18 protein-coding genes and 1 riboswitch are annotated in these 19,720 nt (G+C 65.6%); of the genes, 9 read left to right on the top strand and 9 right to left on the bottom strand.

The genetic code is table 11. The features are described from left to right. The first annotated feature begins 20 nt into the window (after nucleotides 1-20). Nucleotides 21-1,664 carry a chaperonin GroEL gene (gene groL, locus LJF27_RS13160; protein WP_003094059.1) on the top strand — a complete coding sequence of 548 codons (1,644 nt, stop codon included), beginning with the start codon at nucleotides 21-23 and terminating at the stop codon, nucleotides 1,662-1,664. Between the two features lie 55 nt (nucleotides 1,665-1,719). Here groL and LJF27_RS13155 read toward each other — a convergent pair whose 3' ends face one another. Further along, complete coding sequence (locus tag LJF27_RS13155; RefSeq protein ID WP_003455476.1) at nucleotides 1,720-2,406, bottom strand: ParB-like protein; 687 nt, start codon at nucleotides 2,404-2,406, stop codon at nucleotides 1,720-1,722. A 101-nt stretch (nucleotides 2,407-2,507) separates the two neighbouring features. Beyond that, nucleotides 2,508-2,570: riboswitch (Fluoride riboswitch) on the top strand. A 64-nt stretch (nucleotides 2,571-2,634) separates the two neighbouring features. Between LJF27_RS13155 and crcB the strand changes: the two genes are divergently transcribed. Both crcB and LJF27_RS13145 read left to right on the top strand, forming a co-directional pair. Next, complete coding sequence (crcB, locus tag LJF27_RS13150; protein WP_003094051.1) at nucleotides 2,635-3,018, top strand: fluoride efflux transporter CrcB; 384 nt, start codon at nucleotides 2,635-2,637, stop codon at nucleotides 3,016-3,018. 19 nt (nucleotides 3,019-3,037) lie between these two features. Then, on the top strand, nucleotides 3,038-3,367 hold the full coding sequence (locus LJF27_RS13145; protein ID WP_003102669.1) for a DUF190 domain-containing protein: 330 nt from the start codon (nucleotides 3,038-3,040) through the stop codon (nucleotides 3,365-3,367). Here the strand turns inward: LJF27_RS13145 and LJF27_RS13140 are convergent. Next, complete coding sequence (locus LJF27_RS13140; RefSeq protein ID WP_003102666.1) at nucleotides 3,310-4,104, bottom strand: phosphatase PAP2 family protein; 795 nt, start codon at nucleotides 4,102-4,104, stop codon at nucleotides 3,310-3,312. The genes LJF27_RS13145 and LJF27_RS13140 overlap by 58 nt on opposite strands. 216 nt (nucleotides 4,105-4,320) lie before the next feature. Here LJF27_RS13140 and LJF27_RS13135 point away from each other — a divergent pair, with 216 nt between their 5' ends. The 5 genes from LJF27_RS13135 (at nucleotide 4,321) to LJF27_RS13115 (ending at nucleotide 7,983) form a co-directional block, all read left to right on the top strand. Then, complete coding sequence (locus tag LJF27_RS13135) at nucleotides 4,321-5,004, top strand: response regulator transcription factor (protein ID WP_003094039.1); 684 nt, start codon at nucleotides 4,321-4,323, stop codon at nucleotides 5,002-5,004. After that, the gene (locus tag LJF27_RS13130) at nucleotides 4,994-6,274 is read left to right on the top strand and encodes a sensor histidine kinase (RefSeq protein WP_003094037.1); all 1,281 of its coding nucleotides are present in this window, start codon (nucleotides 4,994-4,996) and stop codon (nucleotides 6,272-6,274) included. Before LJF27_RS13135 ends, LJF27_RS13130 begins: the two co-directional genes overlap by 11 nt. 79 nt (nucleotides 6,275-6,353) lie before the next feature. Next, nucleotides 6,354-7,037, top strand: a complete 684-nt coding sequence (locus LJF27_RS13125) for a class I SAM-dependent methyltransferase (RefSeq protein WP_003094031.1) — start codon at nucleotides 6,354-6,356, stop codon at nucleotides 7,035-7,037. Nucleotides 7,038-7,039: 2 nt separating this feature from the next. After that, nucleotides 7,040-7,744: a lipopolysaccharide kinase InaA family protein gene (locus LJF27_RS13120; protein WP_003120889.1), complete on the top strand. Its 705-nt coding sequence runs from the start codon at nucleotides 7,040-7,042 to the stop codon at nucleotides 7,742-7,744. Then, the gene (locus LJF27_RS13115; protein WP_003102660.1) at nucleotides 7,741-7,983 is read left to right on the top strand and encodes a hypothetical protein; all 243 of its coding nucleotides are present in this window, start codon (nucleotides 7,741-7,743) and stop codon (nucleotides 7,981-7,983) included. Before LJF27_RS13120 ends, LJF27_RS13115 begins: the two co-directional genes overlap by 4 nt. A gap of 124 nt (nucleotides 7,984-8,107) precedes the next feature. Here the strand turns inward: LJF27_RS13115 and pncB are convergent, their stop codons facing one another. The 7 genes from pncB to LJF27_RS13080 form a co-directional block, all read right to left on the bottom strand. Then, nucleotides 8,108-9,304, bottom strand: coding sequence for a nicotinate phosphoribosyltransferase (pncB, locus tag LJF27_RS13110; RefSeq protein ID WP_019396388.1), 1,197 nt, complete (start codon nucleotides 9,302-9,304; stop codon nucleotides 8,108-8,110). 137 nt (nucleotides 9,305-9,441) lie between these two features. After that, complete coding sequence (gene mexW / locus LJF27_RS13105) at nucleotides 9,442-12,498, bottom strand: multidrug efflux RND transporter permease subunit MexW (protein WP_023116751.1); 3,057 nt, start codon at nucleotides 12,496-12,498, stop codon at nucleotides 9,442-9,444. A 50-nt stretch (nucleotides 12,499-12,548) separates the two neighbouring features. Next, entirely contained in the window at nucleotides 12,549-13,679 is a 1,131-nt protein-coding gene (gene mexV, locus LJF27_RS13100) for a multidrug efflux RND transporter periplasmic adaptor subunit MexV (RefSeq protein ID WP_003116198.1), read from the bottom strand. Nucleotides 13,680-13,848: 169 nt separating this feature from the next. After that, nucleotides 13,849-14,943, bottom strand: a complete 1,095-nt coding sequence (locus tag LJF27_RS13095) for a DUF1513 domain-containing protein (RefSeq protein WP_023103495.1) — start codon at nucleotides 14,941-14,943, stop codon at nucleotides 13,849-13,851. A gap of 10 nt (nucleotides 14,944-14,953) precedes the next feature. Next, nucleotides 14,954-16,018: an imelysin family protein gene (locus LJF27_RS13090; RefSeq protein ID WP_003102644.1), complete on the bottom strand. Its 1,065-nt coding sequence runs from the start codon at nucleotides 16,016-16,018 to the stop codon at nucleotides 14,954-14,956. A 9-nt stretch (nucleotides 16,019-16,027) separates the two neighbouring features. Beyond that, nucleotides 16,028-17,449, bottom strand: coding sequence for a di-heme oxidoredictase family protein (locus LJF27_RS13085; RefSeq protein ID WP_003102642.1), 1,422 nt, complete (start codon nucleotides 17,447-17,449; stop codon nucleotides 16,028-16,030). 163 nt (nucleotides 17,450-17,612) lie between these two features. Then, nucleotides 17,613-18,953 (bottom strand): imelysin family protein, encoded by a 1,341-nt coding sequence (locus LJF27_RS13080; protein ID WP_003112765.1) that lies wholly within the window; start codon nucleotides 18,951-18,953, stop codon nucleotides 17,613-17,615. A gap of 193 nt (nucleotides 18,954-19,146) precedes the next feature. On the opposite strand from LJF27_RS13080, the gene LJF27_RS13075 reads away from it, so the two are divergent. Then, nucleotides 19,147-19,719: a LemA family protein gene (locus LJF27_RS13075; protein ID WP_003094011.1), complete on the top strand. Its 573-nt coding sequence runs from the start codon at nucleotides 19,147-19,149 to the stop codon at nucleotides 19,717-19,719. Nucleotide 19,720: the final 1 nt, after the last annotated feature.

Genomic DNA, 19,720 nt, shown 5'->3' with positions numbered 1-19,720 from the left:
CGATTTAGAGGAAAGAGAACATGGCTGCCAAAGAAGTTAAGTTCGGCGATTCCGCTCGCAAGAAAATGCTGGTCGGCGTGAACGTGCTGGCCGATGCCGTCAAGGCCACCCTCGGCCCGAAAGGCCGCAACGTGGTTCTGGACAAGTCCTTCGGCGCTCCGACCATCACCAAGGACGGCGTTTCCGTCGCCAAGGAAATCGAGCTGAAAGACAAGTTCGAGAACATGGGCGCGCAACTGGTGAAAGACGTTGCCTCCAAGGCCAACGACGCTGCCGGTGACGGCACCACCACCGCGACCGTCCTGGCCCAGGCCATCGTCAACGAAGGCCTGAAGGCCGTTGCCGCCGGCATGAACCCGATGGACCTGAAGCGTGGCATCGACAAGGCCACCGTGGCCATCGTCGCCCAGCTGAAAGAGCTGGCCAAGCCCTGCGCCGACACCAAGGCCATCGCCCAGGTAGGCACCATCTCCGCCAACTCCGACGAGTCCATCGGCCAGATCATTGCCGAAGCCATGGAAAAAGTCGGTAAAGAAGGCGTGATCACCGTCGAGGAAGGCTCGGGCCTGGAAAACGAACTGTCCGTCGTCGAAGGCATGCAGTTCGATCGCGGCTACCTGTCCCCCTACTTCGTGAACAAGCCGGACACCATGGCTGCCGAGCTGGATAGCCCGCTGCTGCTGCTGGTCGACAAGAAGATCTCCAACATCCGCGAAATGCTGCCGGTGCTGGAAGCCGTCGCCAAGGCCGGCCGTCCGCTGCTGATCGTCGCCGAGGACGTCGAGGGCGAAGCCCTGGCCACCCTGGTGGTGAACAACATGCGTGGCATCGTCAAGGTCGCGGCTGTCAAGGCTCCGGGCTTCGGCGATCGCCGCAAGGCCATGCTGCAGGACATCGCCATCCTCACCGGCGGTACCGTGATCAGCGAAGAAGTCGGCCTGAGCCTGGAAGGCGCTACCCTGGAGCACCTGGGCAACGCCAAGCGCGTCGTGATCAACAAGGAAAACACCACCATCATCGATGGCGCCGGTGTGCAGGCTGATATCGAAGCCCGCGTCCTGCAGATCCGCAAGCAGATCGAGGAAACCACTTCCGACTACGACCGCGAGAAGCTGCAAGAGCGCCTGGCCAAGCTGGCCGGCGGTGTTGCCGTGATCAAGGTAGGCGCTGCCACCGAAGTCGAGATGAAAGAGAAGAAAGCCCGCGTCGAAGACGCCCTGCACGCTACCCGTGCAGCGGTGGAAGAGGGCGTGGTTCCCGGCGGCGGCGTAGCCCTGGTTCGTGCCCTGCAAGCCATCGAAGGCCTGAAGGGTGACAACGAGGAGCAGAACGTCGGTATCGCCCTGCTGCGTCGCGCCGTCGAATCGCCGCTGCGCCAGATCGTGGCCAACGCCGGCGACGAGCCGAGCGTAGTGGTCGACAAGGTCAAGCAGGGTTCCGGCAACTACGGCTTCAACGCTGCTACCGGCGTGTACGGCGACATGATCGAGATGGGCATCCTGGACCCGGCCAAGGTCACTCGTTCCGCTCTGCAGGCTGCGGCCTCCATCGGCGGTCTGATGATCACCACCGAAGCCATGGTTGCCGAGATCGTGGAAGACAAGCCGGCCATGGGCGGCATGCCTGACATGGGCGGCATGGGCGGCATGGGCGGCATGATGTAAGCCGACCGGCCCCTGTGGTTGGAAAAGCCCCGCTTCGGCGGGGCTTTTTTATTCCTCAGTGCGGGCAGTCCTGGCGGTAGCCCGGCAGCTCCCTTGCCGCCGGTTCGCAGGCCAGGCGCAGTGCCTGCTTCAGGTCGTCGGGCAGAGTGGCGCGGCTGATCGGCCGCCAGTGCATGCGTTCGCCGAAATAGCGCGCCCAGTGGAATTCGATGAAATAGCTCTGCCGATCCTTGTCGAAGGCGTTCTCGTCCTCGGCGTAGCCGGCCAGGGCGCGGTAGGGATCGTCGCCAAGCCCGGCGAGAGCGTTCGGCAGGGCCTCGGGCGGGATCTCCGCGCCACGCGCATCGTGCAGCCAGACCCAGTGGTTTTCCTGCATCTTCTCCCAGAAGTCGCTGGCCTGGGGTAGCCGGCCGATCACCTTCACCGGCACGCCCTGTTTCGGGTCCAGGCGCCAGAGCGCGCTACTCAGGTGATGGCGATCGGTGAGGTAGAAGCGGCCGCCGGGGCCGATCACCACCGGAATCTCCTTCTTGCGCAAGTAGCGCTCGAGAGCCTTGGGCTTCTTCCCGGCGAGCTTGGCCTGGTCATCCTCGACCTGCAGCAGGCCGACATTCTGCTGGGTCGGGTGGAGAGCCGCGAGCGGCAGCTCGCACCAGCTACCGACGGAGGTTTGCGGCGAGCAATCCTCGGCCTGGGCGGTGGCGGACAGGAACAGGCAACAAAGCAGCAGGACTGGGCGCATGGGGGCTCCGGCGAAGGAAGGGGAAAGGTTCCCTAGACTGGCACGCTTCGGGCGATCCGGCGTACTCCGGCCTTTGATAGGTGCCTCGCTTTGTGCCAATCTTGCCGACAGGAGATGGCATTCCTCCTTCAACCGCCCCTGGGGCTGATGATGCCTACGCATGAACCTGGAAAGGCGCGTAGGTGCTCGCCTGCCGCCTGTCCGAATCGCTCCTACAAGGACAGGACTATGTGGAAATCCATTCTCGCCATCGCCCTCGGCGCCGCCCTGGGGGCGTTGCTGCGCTGGTTCCTCGGGCTCAAGCTGAACAGCCTGCTGCCCAGCATTCCCCCCGGCACGCTGCTGGCCAACCTGGTCGGCGGCTATGTCATCGGCGCGGCGATTGCCTATTTCGCCCAGGCGCCGGGCATCGCTCCGGAATGGCGGCTACTGATCATCACCGGGTTCTGCGGCGGCCTGACCACTTTCTCCACCTTTTCCGCCGAGGTCGTCAGCCTGCTTCAGGAGGGCCGCCTGGGCTGGGCCGCCGGGGCCATCGCGACGCACGTCAGCGGCTCGTTGCTGATGACCCTGCTGGGGTTGTTCTCGATGAACTGGATGCTGGGCAAATAGCGCAGCGGGAGGACCGACCATGCAAGGCTATCAACTGACCTTCATCACCCAGCAGGGGCGCCGCCACCAGGGCCAGCCGATCTGCGACTGGCTGCTGGAAGAGGCGCGCCGCCTGGGCGTGCGCGGTGCCACCGCGCTGGCTGCCAGCGAAGGCTTCGGCCAGAGCGGCCGGCTGCATTCGATGCACTTCTTCGAGCTGGCCGACCAGCCGCAGGAAATCCTCATGGCGGTCGATCCCGAGCAGTCAGAACGGCTGTTCGAGTCGATCCGCCAGGCCGGCGTGCGGCTGTTCTACATGAAGGTGCCCATCGAGTTCGGCGTGCTGGGAGCGGACGAATCGACTTCCTGAACGCGGTTTTCGTCGGCGCCGCCGTTGCGCTGTCCCCGCGTCTCCGGTCGGTAGAGCATCAGGCGGTACAGGCCGAGGCAGATCAGCCAGTCGAACAGCATCGTCCACAGGTTGTGCGAGAGGAAGTGCGCACCTTGCAGCATGCGCGACAGCGATAGCAGACAGCCCATGGCGAAGGCGAAGGCCAGGGCGTAGCGCGCCAGCCTGGGCTTGCGGTCGCGCAGGGCGAAGAACAGCGCGAACAGGACGAATCCGGACGATGCGTGCCCGCCCGGCCAGCAGCGTCCGGGGTGCTCGGTCGGCGGCCGTGGGCTGAGCAGCGAACTATAGGTTTCCTCGCCGCCGAACTGCGCCAGGCTCCAGGGGCACTGCACGGCGGTGAGCGCCTTGAGCGGAGTGACTATGCTGGCTGCAAGGCTCATGGCGAGGAACACATAGGCCAGCGGCCTGCTCAGTGCGCGCCATGGCCGGTGGAACAGTCCGGCGATGGAGACCAGCAGGCCGAGGACGCTGATGGCGATCACCAGTTGCTTGACCCGGTCGTGCAGGATGTTCTCCAGGAACCAACTGTGCCGGCCGATGAAGCCGGCGCCCGGGTCGTACATCAGGTTGGCCAGGGCGAGGTCGAGGGTCACCGGCTCGAAGGCCAGCAGCAGTGCCGCCAGGCCCAGCGGCAGGGCGAGGAACAGCCAGGGGTTGAATGGACGGGAAGGGGAATGGACGGCGGCCTGGGTCATGCGATCTCCAACGCTGGCGTTGACGTTCTCTTGACTTCGACGCTGGTTAAATCCACCGCCGGGGTTCGTGCGCATCCGCAAAGCCGCTATGATCGGCGGCCATGGAAGACGCCATGCAGTCTCTGGTGGCGAGCGTAGAGCCGGTGTGAATCGCCGGTGAAGAATCCGTAAATGCGCGAGAGGCGCTCAATCGGTCTTCCTGCGAAGGAGTGGGACATGCGAATACTGGTGGTCGAAGACAACCGCGACATCCTGGCCAACCTGGCCGATTACCTGTCGCTCAAGGGCTATACCGTGGATTGCGCGCAGGACGGGCTGTCCGGCCTGCACCTGGCGGCCACCGAGCACTACGACCTGATCGTGCTCGACGTGATGCTGCCGGGAATCGACGGCTATGCCCTGTGCCGGCGCCTGCGCGAAGACGCACGGCGCGACACCCCGGTGATCATGCTCACCGCCCGCGACCAGTTGGACGATCGCCTGCAGGGGTTTCGTTCCGGAGCCGACGATTACCTGGTCAAGCCCTTCGCCCTTTCCGAACTTTCCGCACGCATCGAGGCGGTGCTGCGTCGCGCCCAGGGTGGCGGCCGCCGCGAGCTGAGCGTGGCCGATCTCAGCTATGACCTGGACACCCTGGAGGTCAAGCGCGCGGGCAAGTCGCTCAAGCTCAACCCGATCGGCCTCAAGCTGCTCGCAGTGCTGATGCAGAAGAGCCCCCATGTGGTGCGCCGGGATGCCCTGGAAGAAGCGGTCTGGGGCGACGACTGCCCGGACAGTGACAGCCTGCGCAGCCACGTCCATCAACTCCGTCAGGTGATCGACAAGCCATTCTCCGTGGCCTTGCTGCATACGGTGCATGGCGTCGGCTACCGCCTGGCGGAGGAGCCGAATGGAGTATAAGCAGAGCCTCGCCCGCCGGATCGTCATCGCCTTCATGCTGATGACGGTCGCCGTGGGGGGACTGTTCTCCGCCGGCATCGTCGGCGTGGTCCACATCATCGAGGAGCGCCTGATTTCCCGCGACCTGGGCGGCGAGCTGGAGCGCATCCTGCGCGACGACCTGGCCCAGGGACGCAACCCGGTGCTCGATCCCGGCATGCGCTTCTTCATCAGCGACGGCCAGGGCTCCTACGCCATGCCGCCGGCGCTGGACCAACTGGATGTCGGTTTCCACGAAGTGTTCGAGGGCGACTTGTCGTTCCATGCGCTGGTGCGCGACATCGATGGTCGCCGCTTCGTCCTGCTGCAGGACCAGAGCGATTTCGAAGCGCGCGAGCAGGTGCTCTACGCCTCGGTGCTGACCGGCTACGTGCTGAGCATCGCCCTGGCCGGCCTGCTTGGCTGGATGCTCGCGCGCAAGGTGATGGAGCCGGTGGTGCGCCTGGCGCGCCAGGTGCGGCATCGCGAACAGTTGCTCGGTCTGGCGCCGCCGTTGGCGCCGGACTACGCCAACGACGAGGTCGGCGAGCTGGCCGCTTCCTTCGACGAGACCCTTGGCCGCCTGCGCGACGCGCTCAAGCGCGAGCAATTGTTCACCAGCGACGTCAGTCATGAGTTGCGTACGCCGTTGATGGTCATCGCCACCTCATGCGAACTGCTGGCCGAAGAACCCAGCCTCGGCCCGCGCGCCCGTGGCCAACTGGAGCGGATGACCAAGGCCACCGAGGAGATGCGCGACCTGGTGCAAACCTTCCTGTTGCTGGCGCGTGCGCAGAAGGGCGAGGAAAGCCTGGCGCCCCACGGTAGCCTGGAGAGCATCGCCGACGACCTGGTCCAGGTCTGGCGCGAACAGGTCGAGGCGCGAGGACTGACCCTGCACTACCGCAACGAAGGCGCCTGCGCCGGCCAGTTCAACGCGCCGCTGCTGCGCGCGGTGATGGGCAACCTGTTGCGCAACGCGACCCACTACACCGATGCCGGGAGCATCACGCTGACCCTCGACGAGCATGGTTTCAGCGTCGAGGACACCGGGGCGGGCGTCCCGGAAGAACAACGCGAACGCATTTTCATGCCCTTCGTTCGCGGCAGTTCCAGCTCCGGGCGCGGCGAAGGCCTTGGCCTCGGGCTCTCGCTGGTGAAGCGGATCTGCGCGGCCGAGGGCTGGAGCGTAACCCTCAGCGCGGTGGAGCCGCACGGCTGCCGGTTCGAAGTTTTACTCGATGTTGCTTGACGAAAAATTCACCACCCCTTGACCCGAGCTTGACGGCTGGATTCATACCGTTCGTCTCATGAATCCTGGAGTTCCCGTCATGAACAATCCGCCTGTCGACCTCGACTTTTCTCACAAGTATGATCGCGAGCATGCTGAGGCCTACCTGAAGAAGCATCAGGACGGCCTCGCCCGGAAACTTTCCCACCGGCGCGACGTCCAACTCGCCCGGCACGCGCTGAAGCTCGCGGGGCAGCCCAACCTGGTGCTCGACCTGCCCTGCGGCGCCGGACGCTTCTGGCCGCTGCTGGCGGAAAAGGACAACCGGGTGATCATCGGCGCCGACAATTCCGCGGACATGCTGGCGGTCGCCTGCGCCGGCCAGCCGGACGGTGTAGTGAAACGGGTACGGCCCTTGCAGACTTCCGCTTTCGCCATCGACCTGCCGGACAGCTCGGTGGACAATATCTTCTGCATGCGGCTGCTCCACCACATCGGCGAGGCGGACGATCGACGCGTCCTGCTCCGCGAGTTTCACCGGGTCACGCGGGACAGCGTGATTCTTTCCCTCTGGGTCGATGGCAATTTCAAGGCCTGGAAGCGTAGGCGCATGGAGGCACGGCGGGTAGCGAACGGGGAACAGACCGGCTACCAGAACCGCTTCGTGTTACCAGCCGAAACGGTCGAGCGCGAGTTCCGCGACGCCGGCTTCGTCGTCCAGAAGCATCTCGATTTCATCCCGCTGTATCACATGTGGCGGGTCTATATCTTGCGAAAGGAATAACGATGGCTCCCGATCTGGCATCCCTGCAACGTATCTCCGGCGACTCCGCCATCGACCAGTGGTTGCAGGTACCCGGCAGCTGGGTCGAGGAGCCCAACGAGCGGCGCGGCGGGGCGAGCGGCGTGCAGCGGGTGTACACCGGCGATGGACGGCTGCTCTATCGCAAGCAGCAGACCGGCCACGTCTACCGCGACTGGCAGCGCCCTTTCGGCTATCCCACCGCCATGCGCGAGCGCGATGCGCTACGGGCCTTCGAGTCGCTCGGTATACGCGTGCCGCGCCTGATCTATTCCGGCTGCCGCAAGGTCGACGGGCAATGGCAGGCGCTGCTGGTGACCGAAGCCCTGGAGGGTTTCTCCAGCCTCGACGAGTGCTATGCGCGCGGTGACCAGGACCGCTGGGGCGAAGCGAAGCACCAAAGAATTCTGCAACAAATCGGCGCTACCATTGCCCGGATGAATCTCGCCCACTGGCAGCACGGTTGTCTCTATCCGAAGCACATCTTCGTCCGCGTCGAGGGTGAGGCCATCGAAGTAGCGCTGATCGACCTGGAGAAGAGCCGCCGCCGCCTTACGGTGAACAAGGCGTCCCAGCACGACCTGAAGCAGTTGAAGCGCCGTTCGTCGTGGACTGGCGCGCAGTGGCAAGCCTTCATCTATGGTTACCAGACGGCGTTTGGCAGCGCCATCAAAGGGTTGCAGACATGAAATTAGAAATCACTCGAGGTTTGTTGCTGGTCGGCGCTCTCGCCGTGGCTACAGCCGCGGCTGCCGCCTGGCACGAACCCGCGCCGAACGTGGTGCAGATGAGCGGCGGTCATGAGTACTGCCCGACGCCTTCGGCGCTCAAGGCCGAGCGGCCGACGCGCCAGGAGGTCCAGCCGAACAAGGACATCCTGCTGCTGATGTTCGGTCTTTCCCAGGGGGGAGCCAGCCTGTCGCGCTGAGTCTCCTTGTCGAAAAAGCCCCGCCTTGGCGGGGCTTTTTCATGGGCGATGAGATCGTCGGAGGCATGGGCCGAATAAGGACCAGGCCTCATGCGCCACCCTGCCGCAGCGCGCCAGGCTTGCCCTAGGCGACCTGGAACACGTGCTTGAGGTAGTGGATGAAGTCAGGGTCCCGGCATTGCGCCTTGCCGGACGTATCGGAGATCTTCGCCACCGGATGGCCGTTGCAGGCGCTCATCTTCACCACGATGTTCATCGGCTCGACGCCCGGCAGGTCGCAGGTGAAATGCGTGCCTATGCCGAAGCTGACGTTGATCCGGCCCTGCAGCGCGCGATAGATCTTCAGGGCCCGCGGCAGGTCGAGGCCGTCGGAGAACACCAGGGTCTTGGTCAGCGGGTCGATGCCCAGCTTGAGGTAGTGGGCGATGGTCTTTTCCGCCCACAGCAATGGGTCGCCCGAGTCGTGGCGGAGGCCGTCGAAGAGCTTGGCGAAATAGAGGTCGAAGTCGCGCAGGAAGGCATCGGTGGTGATGCAGTCGGTCAGCGCGATGCCGAGCAGCCCACGGTATTCGCGGACCCAGCAGTCCAACGCGGCACTCTGGCTGTCGATCAGGCGCGGACCGAGCTGCTGGTGGGCCATCAGCCATTCGTGGGCCATGGTGCCGAGGGGCTTGAGGTCGAGCTTGCGTGCCAGGTGGACGTTGCTGGTGCCGACGAAGCAGCCCGGAAAGTCCTCCTTCAGACCGCTCACCACCGCCTCGTGGACCCGATAGGAGAAGCGGCGGCGGGTACCGAAGTCGGCCATCTTGAAGCCGGCCAGTTCCTCGGCGCTGGCCTCCCGGCGCAGCCAATCGAACTTTTCCTGCAGGCGTTCGCGCGCCTGCTCGACGGTGGCGGCCGGGTAGCGGGCGCGGTTGCGCACCTCGCTGATCATCGCCAGCAGCGGCACTTCGAAGAGGATCACGTGCAGCCAGGGACCTTTCAGGCGCAGGAAGAATTCGTCGTTCTCGATGCCGGTCTGCACGTAGCGCGGGTTGAAGCGGAACAACCCGAGGAAGCGGATGAAGTCCGGCGCCAGGAAGGGAATCCGTTCGAGGAAGGCCAGTTGCTCGTCGCTGATCGCCAGGCCCGCCAGGTATTCCAGCTGTTCGCGGATGGCCGGCAGGTATAGGCGCAGGTCTTCCTGGTTGCGGCAGCGGAACTCCCACTCCACCTCGGCGTTGGGATAGTTGTGCAGCACCGCCTGCATCATGGTCAGCTTGTAGAAGTCGGTATCCAGCAGGTTCTGCACGATACGTTCGGAAAAAGCGCTCTCGGCCATGCTCGTCTCACCACTGCGTTTCAGCGGGCAGTCTACTGGAGGCGGCTGCCGGCGGACATAGGATCGCGCCCGGAGGGCTGTGGGATGGGGCGACAGCGCCGGCGGACAGCGCTGTTGTCGCTGTCCGCCGTTTCCGATCAGTGTGCGTTGGCCGCTTGCGTCACGCCTGGCGGGGCATCCGGCCTGGCCACCAGGGTGTAGATGCACGGCAGGACGAACAGGGTGAAGAGGGTGCCCACCGACATGCCGGTCGCGATCACGATGCCGATGTCGAAGCGACTGACCGCCCCGGCGCCGGTGGCGAGGATCAGCGGGATCACCCCGAGCACCATAGCCGCGGTGGTCATCAGTACTGGCCGCAGGCGGATCGCGGCGGCCTGCTCGATGGCCTCGCGACGCCCCAGCCCCTGTTCGTGGCGCAACTGGTTGGCGAACTCGACGATCAGGATGCCGTGTTTGCTGATCAGGCCGATCAGTGTCACCAGGCCGACCTGGGTATAGATGTTCAGGCTCGACACGCCGAGGAACAGCGGTATCAGCGCACCGCAGATCGACAGCGGCACGGTGACCATGATCACCAGCGGATCGCGGAAGCTTTCGAACTGTGCGGCGAGGACCAGGAAGATGATCGCCAGGGCCAGTCCGAAGGTGACCAGCAATGCGCTGCCTTCCTGCACGTATTGCCGGGAAGCGCCGGCGTAGTCGACGGCGAAGCCACGCGGGGCTTCCTCGCGGGCGATCTGCTGAACCGTCTCGATGGCCTCGCCCATGCTGACGATGGGGAAGCCGGAGATGATCGCCGAGTTGAGCTGCTGGAACTGGTTCAGTTGCCGTGGCCGTGCCCGTTCGTGGGTCTCGATCAGGGTCGAGAGGGCGACCAGTGGGCCGTTGCGGCTCTTCACGTAGTAGCTGCCGAGCCAGCCGGGATTGTCGCGATAGGGGCGTTCGACCTGGGCGATGACCTTGTAGCTGCGCCCGTCGATGGTGAAGCGGTTGATCTCGCCCTCGCCGAGCAGGCTGGCCAGCGCCACCCCCAGGTCCTGCATGGAGACGCCCATCTGCGCGGCCTTCTCGCGGTCGATGTCGACCACCAGCTCGGGTTTGTCGAACGCCAGGTCGAGATCGAGGAAGGCGAACTTGCCGGACTCGCTGGCGCGCTGCTTCACCCGTTGCGCCACTTGCAGCAGCGACTCGTAGTCGTTGGCGGTGTTGAGCACGAACTGGAATGGCAGGCCCTCGCCGGTGCCCGGTAGCGACGGCAGGTTGAAGGCGAAGATCTGCACGCCGGGAATCTCGTTGAGCTTCGCCTGCACCGCATGGAGCAATTCCATCTGGCTCTTTTCGCGTTCGTCCCAGGGCTTGAGCAGCATGCCGCCGATGCCGGTCTGGACGCCGTTGTAGCCGTTGATCTGGAACGCCGAGTAATACTCCGGGAAGCTGCGGAAGATGCCTTCGAACTCGGCGGTGTAGCGATTCAGGTAGTCGAGGTTGGCGGTCTGCGGCGAGTTGGTCATGAGGAACACGATGCCCTGGTCCTCTTCCGGCGCCAGCTCCTTCTTGGTGAACATCAGCAGTACCGGGATCAGCGCCAGTACCAGCACGGCGAACACCAGGACCACCGGACGGGTGTCCAGGGTGCCGTGAAGGGCGCGCTGGTAGCGTCGCTTCAGGCCCTCGAAGATCAGGTCGAGGCGATGCGCCAGGCCCGAGGGATTCTCCTCGTGGCGCAGCAGGCGCGAGCACATCATCGGCGACAGGGTCAGGGCGACGATCCCGGAAATGATCACCGCGCCGGCCAGGGTGAAGGCGAACTCCTTGAACAGGGCGCCGGTGAGGCCGGTGAGGAAACCGATCGGCGCGTAGACCGCGGCGAGGGTGATGGTCATGCTGACCACCGGTACGGCGATCTCCCGCGCGCCCTCCAGGGCGGCCTCGAAGGGCGGCTTGCCCTCCTCGATGTGGCGGTGGATGTTTTCCACCACCACGATCGCGTCGTCCACCACCAGCCCGATGGCCAGGACCATCGCCAGCAGGGTCAGCAGGTTGATCGAGTAGCCCATGGCCTGCATGAAGAACAATACGCCGATCATCGACAGCGGAATGGTCACCACCGGGATCAGTACCGAACGGAACGCGCCGAGGAACAGGAACACCACCACGATGACGATCAGCACCGCCTCGCCGAGGGTCTTCACCACTTCATCGATGGAGGCCTGAATGAAGCGCGTGGCGTCGTAGGCGATGGACACCTTGAGGTTGGGCGGCAATTGCTCTTCCAGTTCGGGCATCTTCGCCCGCACTTCCTTGATCACGTCCAGCGGGTTGGCGCTGGGCGTGCCCTTGATGCCGATGTAGACCGAGGGAATCCCATTGAACGAACTGATCGCGTCGTAGCTGGCGGCGCCCAGTTCGACCCGTGCGACATCACCCATCAGCACCCGGCGGTCGCCGTCGGTCTTCACCGGGATGGCGGCGAAGGCCTGGGGCGACTTGAGGTCGGTGGAAGCATTGACGCTGGTGACCACCAACTGGCCCTTCACCTCGCCGGCGGCGGCGAGGAAGTTGTACTGCTGCACCGCCTGGTTGATCTCGCCGGCGGTGACGCCGAACGCGGCCATCTTCACCGGGTCCAGCCACAGGCGCATGGCGAACACCTGGTTGCCGAGGATCTCCGCCTCGGCGATACCGGGCAGGGTCGCCAGCTTGGGCTGGATCACCCGCGACAGGTAGTCGGTGATCTGCGGGTTGTTCATCTGCTCGCTGTAGAAGCTGATGTACATCAGCGCCGAGGCGTCCGCGGCCTCCTTCTGCAGCACCGGGTCCTCGGCGTCCGGCGGCAGCTGGCTCTTCACTTCGTTGGACTTGGCCAGCAGCTCGGTGACCAGGCGATCGGTATTGGCGCCGATCCGCGCGTAGATGGAGATGGTCGAATAGTTCTGCCGGCTCACCGAGGTCATGTAGTCGATGCCTTCGGCGCTGGCCAGGCTCTGCTGCAGCGGCTGGGTGATGTAGCCCTGGATGGTTTCCGCGTTGGCTCCGGCGTAGAGCGTGGTCACCGTGATCAGCGCGTTCTCCATTTGCGGATACTCGCGGATCACCAGCTTGCTGAAGGCCTGCATGCCGAGCAGGACGATCAGCAGGCTGACCACGCTCGCCAGGACCGGACGACGGATGAACGGATCGGTAAAAGCCATGTTTCAGTCCCTTGGCAAGCCTTCCGCCACGGAGTGGGAAGGCGCGCGACTCAGTGCTCTTGCTGGAGGTCCCGCTCGGCGACGATGGCCACCGCGGCGCCGTTGTCGAGCTTCAGTTGCCCGGAAGTCACTACCTGCTCGCCGCCCTCAAGGCCTTCGAGCACCACCGCCAGGCCTTCGCGGCGTTCGCCGATCCTGACGAAGCGGCGCTCGACGACCTGTTGCGGCTGGCCCTTGTCATCCTTCGACACCTGGCCCTGCTCGTCCTTCTTCTGCCCGACGACGTAGATCGAGTCGCCGTAGAGGGTGAAGGTGATCGCCGTCTCCGGCACCACGACGCGTTGTTCCTCGCCAGGCAACATCACCTCGAGGTTGGCGAACATGCCCGGCAGCAGCTTGCCGTCCGGGTTCTCCAGGGCAGCGCGGACCTGCAGGTTGCGGGTCTCGTTGTCGACCTTGGGGTTGATGGCGGCGATCTCGGCGTCGAACACCTGGCCGGGGTAGGCGGCGACCCGGACCTTCACCAGCTGGCCGCGGCTGAGCAGGGGGAAGTCCTGCTCGGGCAGGTGGAAATCCAGGAGCAGGGTGGAAAGGTCCTGCAAGGTGGCGATCGGCGTCCCGGGCGAGACGTAGTCGCCGACGTCCACCTGGCGGATGCCGATGGTCCCGGCGAAGGGCGCGAGCACGCGCTTCTTCGCCAGCGCCGCCTTCAGCTCGGCGACGGTGGCGCTGGTCTTGGCCCACTGCGCGGCGAGACGATCGAATTCGCTTTTCGAGATGGCCTTGCTGCCGATCAGTTCGCGGCCGCGCTGGTACTCGGCCCTGGCCAGGCCGAGATCGGCCTCGGCAGTGCGCAGGGTGGCTTCCTCGACGTCGCTTTCCAACTGGATCAGCGGTTGGTCCAGCTTCACCTGGTCGCCGGAAAGGAACAGTACGTCGCGTACCGTGCCGGAGACTTCGGCGGTGAGGGTCACGCCCTGGAATGCCTTGAGGCTGCCGATGGCTGGCAGGCGGCTCTGCCAGGGACGCTTTTCGGCCAGGCTGGCGGTCACGCTGATCGGCGGTTTCGGTGCGCTGAAAAGGGCGATCTGCTGACGGATGGAGTAGACCTTGTAGCCGGCGAGAATCGCCACCACGGCGATCACCGCGGCGAGCATGATCAACATGCGGCGGAGCAACATAATCCTGGTCCCTGGTATGCCGAGAGCGCCCCGTTTCGGGGCGAATCCGACACATTACGTGCAGCTTTCAAGGCTTGTCAAAGCACAGGATTGGCGAAAGATTTCAAGCGTGTTGCAGGTCGCTTCCGACTTTCGCGGACCGGTATGGCGAGAGGTTGACGCCGCGCTCTCAGGCCAGGTGCAGGTGGTTGTCCCAGAGGCCGGAAGGCAGCTCCAGCGGTTGCGCGGCGATGCGCTCGCCCTGGCAGTCGTAGAAGCGGCAACGGCCCTGTCCGGACGTGACGACGAAGCCGTTCTTCACCGCGCCCACGCCGGCGCAGTCCGGCAACGGCGCGTCGAGGCGTACGGCACCGCTGTCCAGGTCCCAGATGAAGAAACGGTTGCCGCGCGGGGCGGTCAGGGCCACCAGGCGCAGGTCGTCGTGGATCGCCACGCTGGCGGTGTACTGGGCCATCGCCAGGCGCTGCTCCTCGGCCACCGGGAAGGCTTCGAAGGGACGGCCGGGGCGCTTGATCGCCAGCAGGTCGGCATGTTCGTGGGCATCGCCCATGAACTGCTGGCCGGCGACGATGGTGCCGTCGCGACCGATCGCCAGGTGGCGGACGCTGTTCATCTGCTGCGCCAGGGTTTCCTTGGACAGCAGGTTGCCGTCGCGGCGCATCAGCACCAGGCTGGGCTCCATGGCGTCGAGGTTCATCTCGACCCGGCTTTCCGCCTCGGTACGAATGCCGCCATTGGCCACTACCAGGGTCTCGCCGTCGGGCATCCAGGAAACCTGGTGCGGCCCGAGGCCGTGGGTGGAGATCTCGCCGCTGTGCTGCAGTCGCTCGCCGTCGAAACGGTAGACGCCGAGCACGCCGCGACCGGGATTGGTAGTGTCGTTCTCGGTGGCGTAGAGCCACTCGCCGCTCTGGTGGAACACGCCGTGGCCGTAGAAGTGGCGGTCTTTCTGCGAGACCAGGGTCTGCAGCAGGCGACCGTCGTTCAGGTCGATCAGGTAGCTTTCGGTGCCTGGCCGGCGGGCGACGAACAGCGCCAGCGGCAGGCTCGGGTGCTGGACGATGTCGTGGCAGCGCTGGGCCACGCGGGTGGCGAACTGGCACTTGCCGTCCAGGCGGTAGCCCACCGCGTAATGCTGGCCATCGGCGTCGTCGCGCGCCGATAGCACCAGCGGTTGGCTACCCAGGCGGCTGAAGCTCCAGCCGCCGAAGGACAAGGCGCCGAGCAGCAGGCTGCCCAGGCCGATCACATGACGTCGCAGCATGGTGCCGACCTCAGTCGCCATCGTTGGCGTTGAAGCCCAGTTGCACGCCGAGGGCGCGGGCCAGGTCGCCTTCGTGCAGGCGGTGGACCACGTTCAGGCTGTCATAGAGGGCGTTGAGCTGGTTGCGCCCGTCTTCGCTGGCGAGCAGTTCGGAGAGCGGTTTCTGTTCCAGCGCCGCCAGCTTCGCGTGGCTGTCGGCGTAGGCGGCGTCGATCTTGCCGGCCAGGTCCTTCTGTTCGGCCGGCAGCAGGGTCTTCAGGCCCTTGCCGTCGATACCTTCCCAGAGCGCCTGGGCGCCGCTCAGGCTGGCGTCCAGGCTGGCCAGCGAGGCGTTGCTGCGCCAGGCCTCGGCCTGGTAGGGCTGGGGAATGCCCTTGCTCTGCCGGCCCAGCGGAGTACCGAGTTTCTTCTTCAGCATGTCCAGGGCGGTGACCTGGACCCGCAGCAGCTCGGCGATCGCCTCGTGGGCGTCGGCGTAGCGGTCGTTGGGGAACTTGCTCATCTGGGTGAGCATGCCGCCGTCGTTCTTCCAGCGCGCCAGGATGTCCTGGGCCAGTTGCTGCTGGTGGGTGCCGATGGCTTCCAGCAACGGGCAATAGCGGGCCTTGGTGGCGGCGTCGGCGAGGTCGATCTTGCTGTCGAAGAGGATGTATTCGTAGGCGGAGAGCCCCTGCACCACCACGCTGGCCTTGGCCAGGGCCGCGGCGTCGACCTGCGGGTTGTTCTTCAGCAACTGTTCGACCTGGCGCCCGACCAGGTCCTTCTTGTCCGGCCAGAACTGCACCTGCCAGGCGCGGTTGCCCTCGGCCAGCGGGCCGATCAGCAGCGGTTGCAGCTCGGCCCAGGCCTTCTGCGCGGCGTGGAACGCGTCGCGGGCCTTGGCCAGGTCTTCCTTGCCCTGGCAGTAGGCCAGGGCGCTGCTGGCCAAGGCCTGGTCGGCCTCCACCCAGCGGCTGTAGGTCGGCAGGATCACCTGTTGCGCCAGGGCGGCACTGGTGACGGCCTGCGGGTCTTGCGGCGAGCAGGCGCCGAGGGCGATGGCGAGGCTGGTCAAGAGCAGTCGTGGGCGGAACATGTGGGCTCCTCAGAGTGAATTCAGGAAGGCCAGCAGGGCGCTGCGCTGGTCGGCGTCGAAGCCGAGCACGTGCCGCTTGGCCGCTTCGGCTTCGCCGCCGTGCCAGAGGATCGCCTCCAGCAGATTGCGGGCGCGCCCGTCGTGGAGGAACTGGGTGTGGCCGTTGACCGTTTCGGTCAGGCCGATGCCCCATAGCGGCGGGGTTCGCCAGTCCCGCCCGCTGGCGAGAAATTCCGGGCGATTGTCCGCCAAGCCGTCGCCCATGTCATGCAGCAACAGGTCGGAATAGGGACGAATCCGCTGGTTGGCCAGCTCCGGCTCGCTGGCGTCGGAACCGGTAGTGAAGGCGGGAACGTGGCAGGCCACGCAGTTGGCCTGGGCGAACAGACGCTTGCCGGCCAGCACCTGCGGGTCGTCCACCTTGCGCCGCGCCGGGACCGCCAGGTTGCGGCTGTAGAACAGCACCTGGGCGAAGATGTTGTCGCTGACTTCCGGCTCGCCGCCGTCGGGCGCCCGGCGGCACTCGACCTGGGCGGCGCTGCAGTCGTCGTGGGGCAGCAGGCTGCTGGTCAGGCCCATGTCGTTGGCGAAGGCGTGCGCGTTCTGCTGCGGGATATCCGGCTGGCCGGCCTTCCAGCCGAAGCGGCCGAGCGCGGTGCGCTGCCGCGCGGCATCCCAGACCTGGTTGGCGCGCCCGCGGATACCGTCGCCGTTGCGGTCGTCCGGATCGGCATTGGCCAGGATCGCCTCTTCGGGAATCGCCTCGAGCAGGCCGAGCCCGATCATCGGCGGGGCGACGCGGGCGGAAAACATCGTCTGCGGATGCATCGGCCCATAGCCGAGCTGGCTGATACGCAGGATCGGCTTGCGCAGTTCGACCTCGGTGCCGTCCTCGAACCTCACCTTCAGCGGCTCGTAGTCCACCCGCACCTTGCCTTCCGGGGCGACGCCGGGAATGCCGACGTCCTGCAACTGGCCACCGTAGGTCGGCTCGGGAATCACCCCCTGGTGCAACAGGGTCTTGCCGTCCGCAGGGCCGGCCGGGATCGACAGGCGTACCAGCATCGACACCGCGCTGACCGCGTCCGCTCCCGGCGGGTGGCCGCGGCCGTCCTTCACATGGCAGTTCTGGCAGGCGTTGGTATTGAACAGCGGCCCCAGACCATCGCGCGCGGTGGTGGAGGAAGGGGCGATGACCCAGGGGTTGCGGAAGAAACTGTTGCCCACGCTGAAGTCCAGGCGCCGGCTCGGGGCGAGGTTGGCGGAGGGCAGGGAGAAGGCGTTGCGGTCGCTTTGCAGCACCGTGGTCGCGCCCCCGGACAGGTGTTCGCCGGGCTCGGCGCGCAGCGGTTCGTCGTCGGCGCCGCATCCGCCCAGAAGGAGCGCCGTCAGGAGACAGGCAAGCGGCATGGAAGGTGACGGCAACGACATCGGCGAACATCCCGGGACTGCGTGGAAACAGCCCGCAAGCTTACCAGTTGGGGCTAATCAAAATAAGAGGGATTTGCGTTTGTAAAGGCCCGCGAAGACCGCTTTCGAGGCCCTGAAACGCAGCGTGCGGCCATGGGCCGCACGCTGTTGGCACAGGAAGGAATCAGAACTCGTGGTCGGCGTTGTCCGGCTTCAGGTCCTGGATACCCAGCTTGCCAGCGGCCTGCTCGATGGCGCCGGTCTGCTTGACCAGGGCGGCGATGGCGTCGCGGATCTTCTGCTGGCCGTCCTTGTTGTCCGGAGCGATCATCTGGTCAAAGTGCACGCCATCCTTCTCGGCGCTGTCGACGATGGCCTGCAGCTTGGCCTCGGTGTCGGCCAGGTCGGCCTTCAGGGTGTCGTTGGCGGCGGCGTCGGCCTTGGCGACCAGGTCGGCCAGGCTCGGGCCCTTGACCACGCTGCCGTCGATGCGCTTGTACTCGCCGAGGTAGATGTTGCGGATGCTCTTGCCGTTGAAGAACAGGGTGTGGTGGGTGTCGTCGCTGAAGCAGTCGTGCTCGTCTTCGGTGGAGTTGGCCTCCAGCGCGACCTTCATGCGCTCGCCGGCCAGTTCGCCGAGGGACAGGCTGCCCATGCCGAAGAACATCTTGCGCAGGCCGGTATCCACCGGTTCGGCTTCCAGCTTGGCGCGGTAGTTGTCGGCGACGCCGGCTTTCCACTGTCCGGCCATGTATTCGAGGTCGCTGACCAGCAGGTCGGTGACGGCCTTCAGGTAGGCGGCGCGACGGTCGCAATGGCCGCCGGTGCAGTCCTTGCCCTGGGCATAGTCGGTGGCGGGACGGTTGCCGGCGCCCGGACCGGTGCCGTTCAGGTCCTGGCCCCAGAGGAGGAACTCGATGGCGTGGTAGCCGGTGGCGACGTTGGCTTCGGAACCGCCCAGCTCGTTCAGGCTGGCCAGTTTCTCGCCGGTGATTTCCTTGACGTCGATCTTGTCTTCGCCGACCTGGATCTCGGTGTTGGCGACGATGTTGGCGGTGGCGCCAGGGTTGCCCAGGGCGTGCTGGTAGTCCTTGGCGACATAGTCGATCAGGCCTTCGTCCAGCGGCCAGGCGTTAACCTGTCCTTCCCAGTCGTCGATGATCGCGTTGCCGAAGCGGAAGGCTTCGCTCTGGGAGTAGGGGGTACGTGCGGCAAACCAGGCTTCCTTGGCGGCTTTCAGGGTCTCCGCGTCAGGCTTGGCGAGGAACGCGTCGATGGCTTTCTGCAGGTCCTTGGCGGTGCTCAGGGCGTCGGCGAAGGTGGCTTCGGCGAGGTCCGCGTAGTTCTTGATCACTGCCTTGGCGGCGGCCTCGTCGACCTTGGCGGCCGGGGCGGCGGCGGGCGCGGCGGGCTGCGTGCTGGCCGCCGGTGTTGCGGGCGCTTCGGCTTTCTTGTCGTCGCCGCAGCCGGCGAGGGAGATGGCGAGGGCCAGCAGACTGGCGGTGGCCAGGGGCATACGAGTCATGGCGGATTCCTTTGCTTTATTGGTGGCGTGCCGAAGCGGCGTGCGCTTGTCGGAAACACCCGCGAGGGCGTTAAAAAACTGCCACATAATGCGAAAGATTTGCATTTTTGAAAAGGGCGCAGCGTGATCGCCGTCGTGCCTGGACATGTCGGGCGCAGCTAGAATGCCAGCATATTCTTCCGGAGCTCCGTCCATGAGTCTGACCGCTATCGCTTTCTGGGTTGTCCTGCTGCTGCTCGCCGGCTACGCGGTGGTGCTCTACAACGGCCTGGTACGGCTGAAGCACGCCGTGGGCAAGGCCTGGGCCAACATCGACGTGCTCCTCAAGCAGCGCCATGACGAGCTGCCGAAGCTGGTCGAGGCCTGCAAGCAATACATGCAGCACGAGCGCGCCACCCTGGAGCGGGTCATCGCCGCCCGCAACGCCGTCGCCAGCGCCCGCGAGCGCGCCGACGTGAATGCCCTGGGCAAGGCCGAGAGCGGCCTGCGCGCCGGCCTGGGGCAGCTCTTCGCGCTGGCCGAGAACTACCCGCAGCTCAAGGCCAACGAAAGTTTCCAGTTCCTTTCCCAGCGCATCAGCGGCCTGGAGAACGGGATCGCCGATCGCCGCGAGCTGTACAACGAGGCGGTGAACCTGAACAACGTGCGCATCGAGCAATTTCCCGACCTGCTGATCGCTCGTGTCGCTGGCTTCAAGGCCGCCGAGCTGTTGCAGTTCAGCGAGGCGGAGAAGGCCGACGTCGATCTCAAGGCCCTGTTCGGCTGAG

It is taken from the genome of Pseudomonas sp. 203-8, from assembly GCF_020708595.1.
GTDB classification, from domain to species: Bacteria; Pseudomonadota; Gammaproteobacteria; order Pseudomonadales; family Pseudomonadaceae; genus Pseudomonas; species Pseudomonas aeruginosa.
The sequence above is the reverse complement of the archived record's forward strand: the minus strand, read 5'-3'. Positions and strand labels throughout refer to the sequence as shown.

Bases quoted from the DNA above. Each gene is read 5' to 3' on its own strand.
- LJF27_RS13130 (WP_003094037.1), top strand. From the start codon at position 4,994: ATGGAGTATAAGCAGAGCCTCGCCCGCCGGATCGTCATCGCCTTCATG.
- LJF27_RS13125 (WP_003094031.1), top strand. From the start codon at position 6,354: ATGAACAATCCGCCTGTCGACCTCGACTTTTCTCACAAGTATGATCGC.
- LJF27_RS13095 (WP_023103495.1), bottom strand. From the start codon at position 14,943: ATGCTGCGACGTCATGTGATCGGCCTGGGCAGCCTGCTGCTCGGCGCC.
- LJF27_RS13140 (WP_003102666.1), bottom strand. From the start codon at position 4,104: ATGACCCAGGCCGCCGTCCATTCCCCTTCCCGTCCATTCAACCCCTGG.
- LJF27_RS13075 (WP_003094011.1), top strand. From the start codon at position 19,147: ATGAGTCTGACCGCTATCGCTTTCTGGGTTGTCCTGCTGCTGCTCGCC.
- LJF27_RS13135 (WP_003094039.1), top strand. From the start codon at position 4,321: ATGCGAATACTGGTGGTCGAAGACAACCGCGACATCCTGGCCAACCTG.
- LJF27_RS13090 (WP_003102644.1), bottom strand. From the start codon at position 16,018: ATGTTCCGCCCACGACTGCTCTTGACCAGCCTCGCCATCGCCCTCGGC.
- LJF27_RS13085 (WP_003102642.1), bottom strand. From the start codon at position 17,449: ATGTCGTTGCCGTCACCTTCCATGCCGCTTGCCTGTCTCCTGACGGCG.
- mexW (WP_023116751.1), bottom strand. From the start codon at position 12,498: ATGGCTTTTACCGATCCGTTCATCCGTCGTCCGGTCCTGGCGAGCGTG.
- LJF27_RS13120 (WP_003120889.1), top strand. From the start codon at position 7,040: ATGGCTCCCGATCTGGCATCCCTGCAACGTATCTCCGGCGACTCCGCC.
- LJF27_RS13155 (WP_003455476.1), bottom strand. From the start codon at position 2,406: ATGCGCCCAGTCCTGCTGCTTTGTTGCCTGTTCCTGTCCGCCACCGCC.
- crcB (WP_003094051.1), top strand. From the start codon at position 2,635: ATGTGGAAATCCATTCTCGCCATCGCCCTCGGCGCCGCCCTGGGGGCG.
- pncB (WP_019396388.1), bottom strand. From the start codon at position 9,304: ATGGCCGAGAGCGCTTTTTCCGAACGTATCGTGCAGAACCTGCTGGAT.
- mexV (WP_003116198.1), bottom strand. From the start codon at position 13,679: ATGTTGCTCCGCCGCATGTTGATCATGCTCGCCGCGGTGATCGCCGTG.
- LJF27_RS13145 (WP_003102669.1), top strand. From the start codon at position 3,038: ATGCAAGGCTATCAACTGACCTTCATCACCCAGCAGGGGCGCCGCCAC.
- LJF27_RS13115 (WP_003102660.1), top strand. From the start codon at position 7,741: ATGAAATTAGAAATCACTCGAGGTTTGTTGCTGGTCGGCGCTCTCGCC.
- LJF27_RS13080 (WP_003112765.1), bottom strand. From the start codon at position 18,953: ATGACTCGTATGCCCCTGGCCACCGCCAGTCTGCTGGCCCTCGCCATC.
- groL (WP_003094059.1), top strand. From the start codon at position 21: ATGGCTGCCAAAGAAGTTAAGTTCGGCGATTCCGCTCGCAAGAAAATG.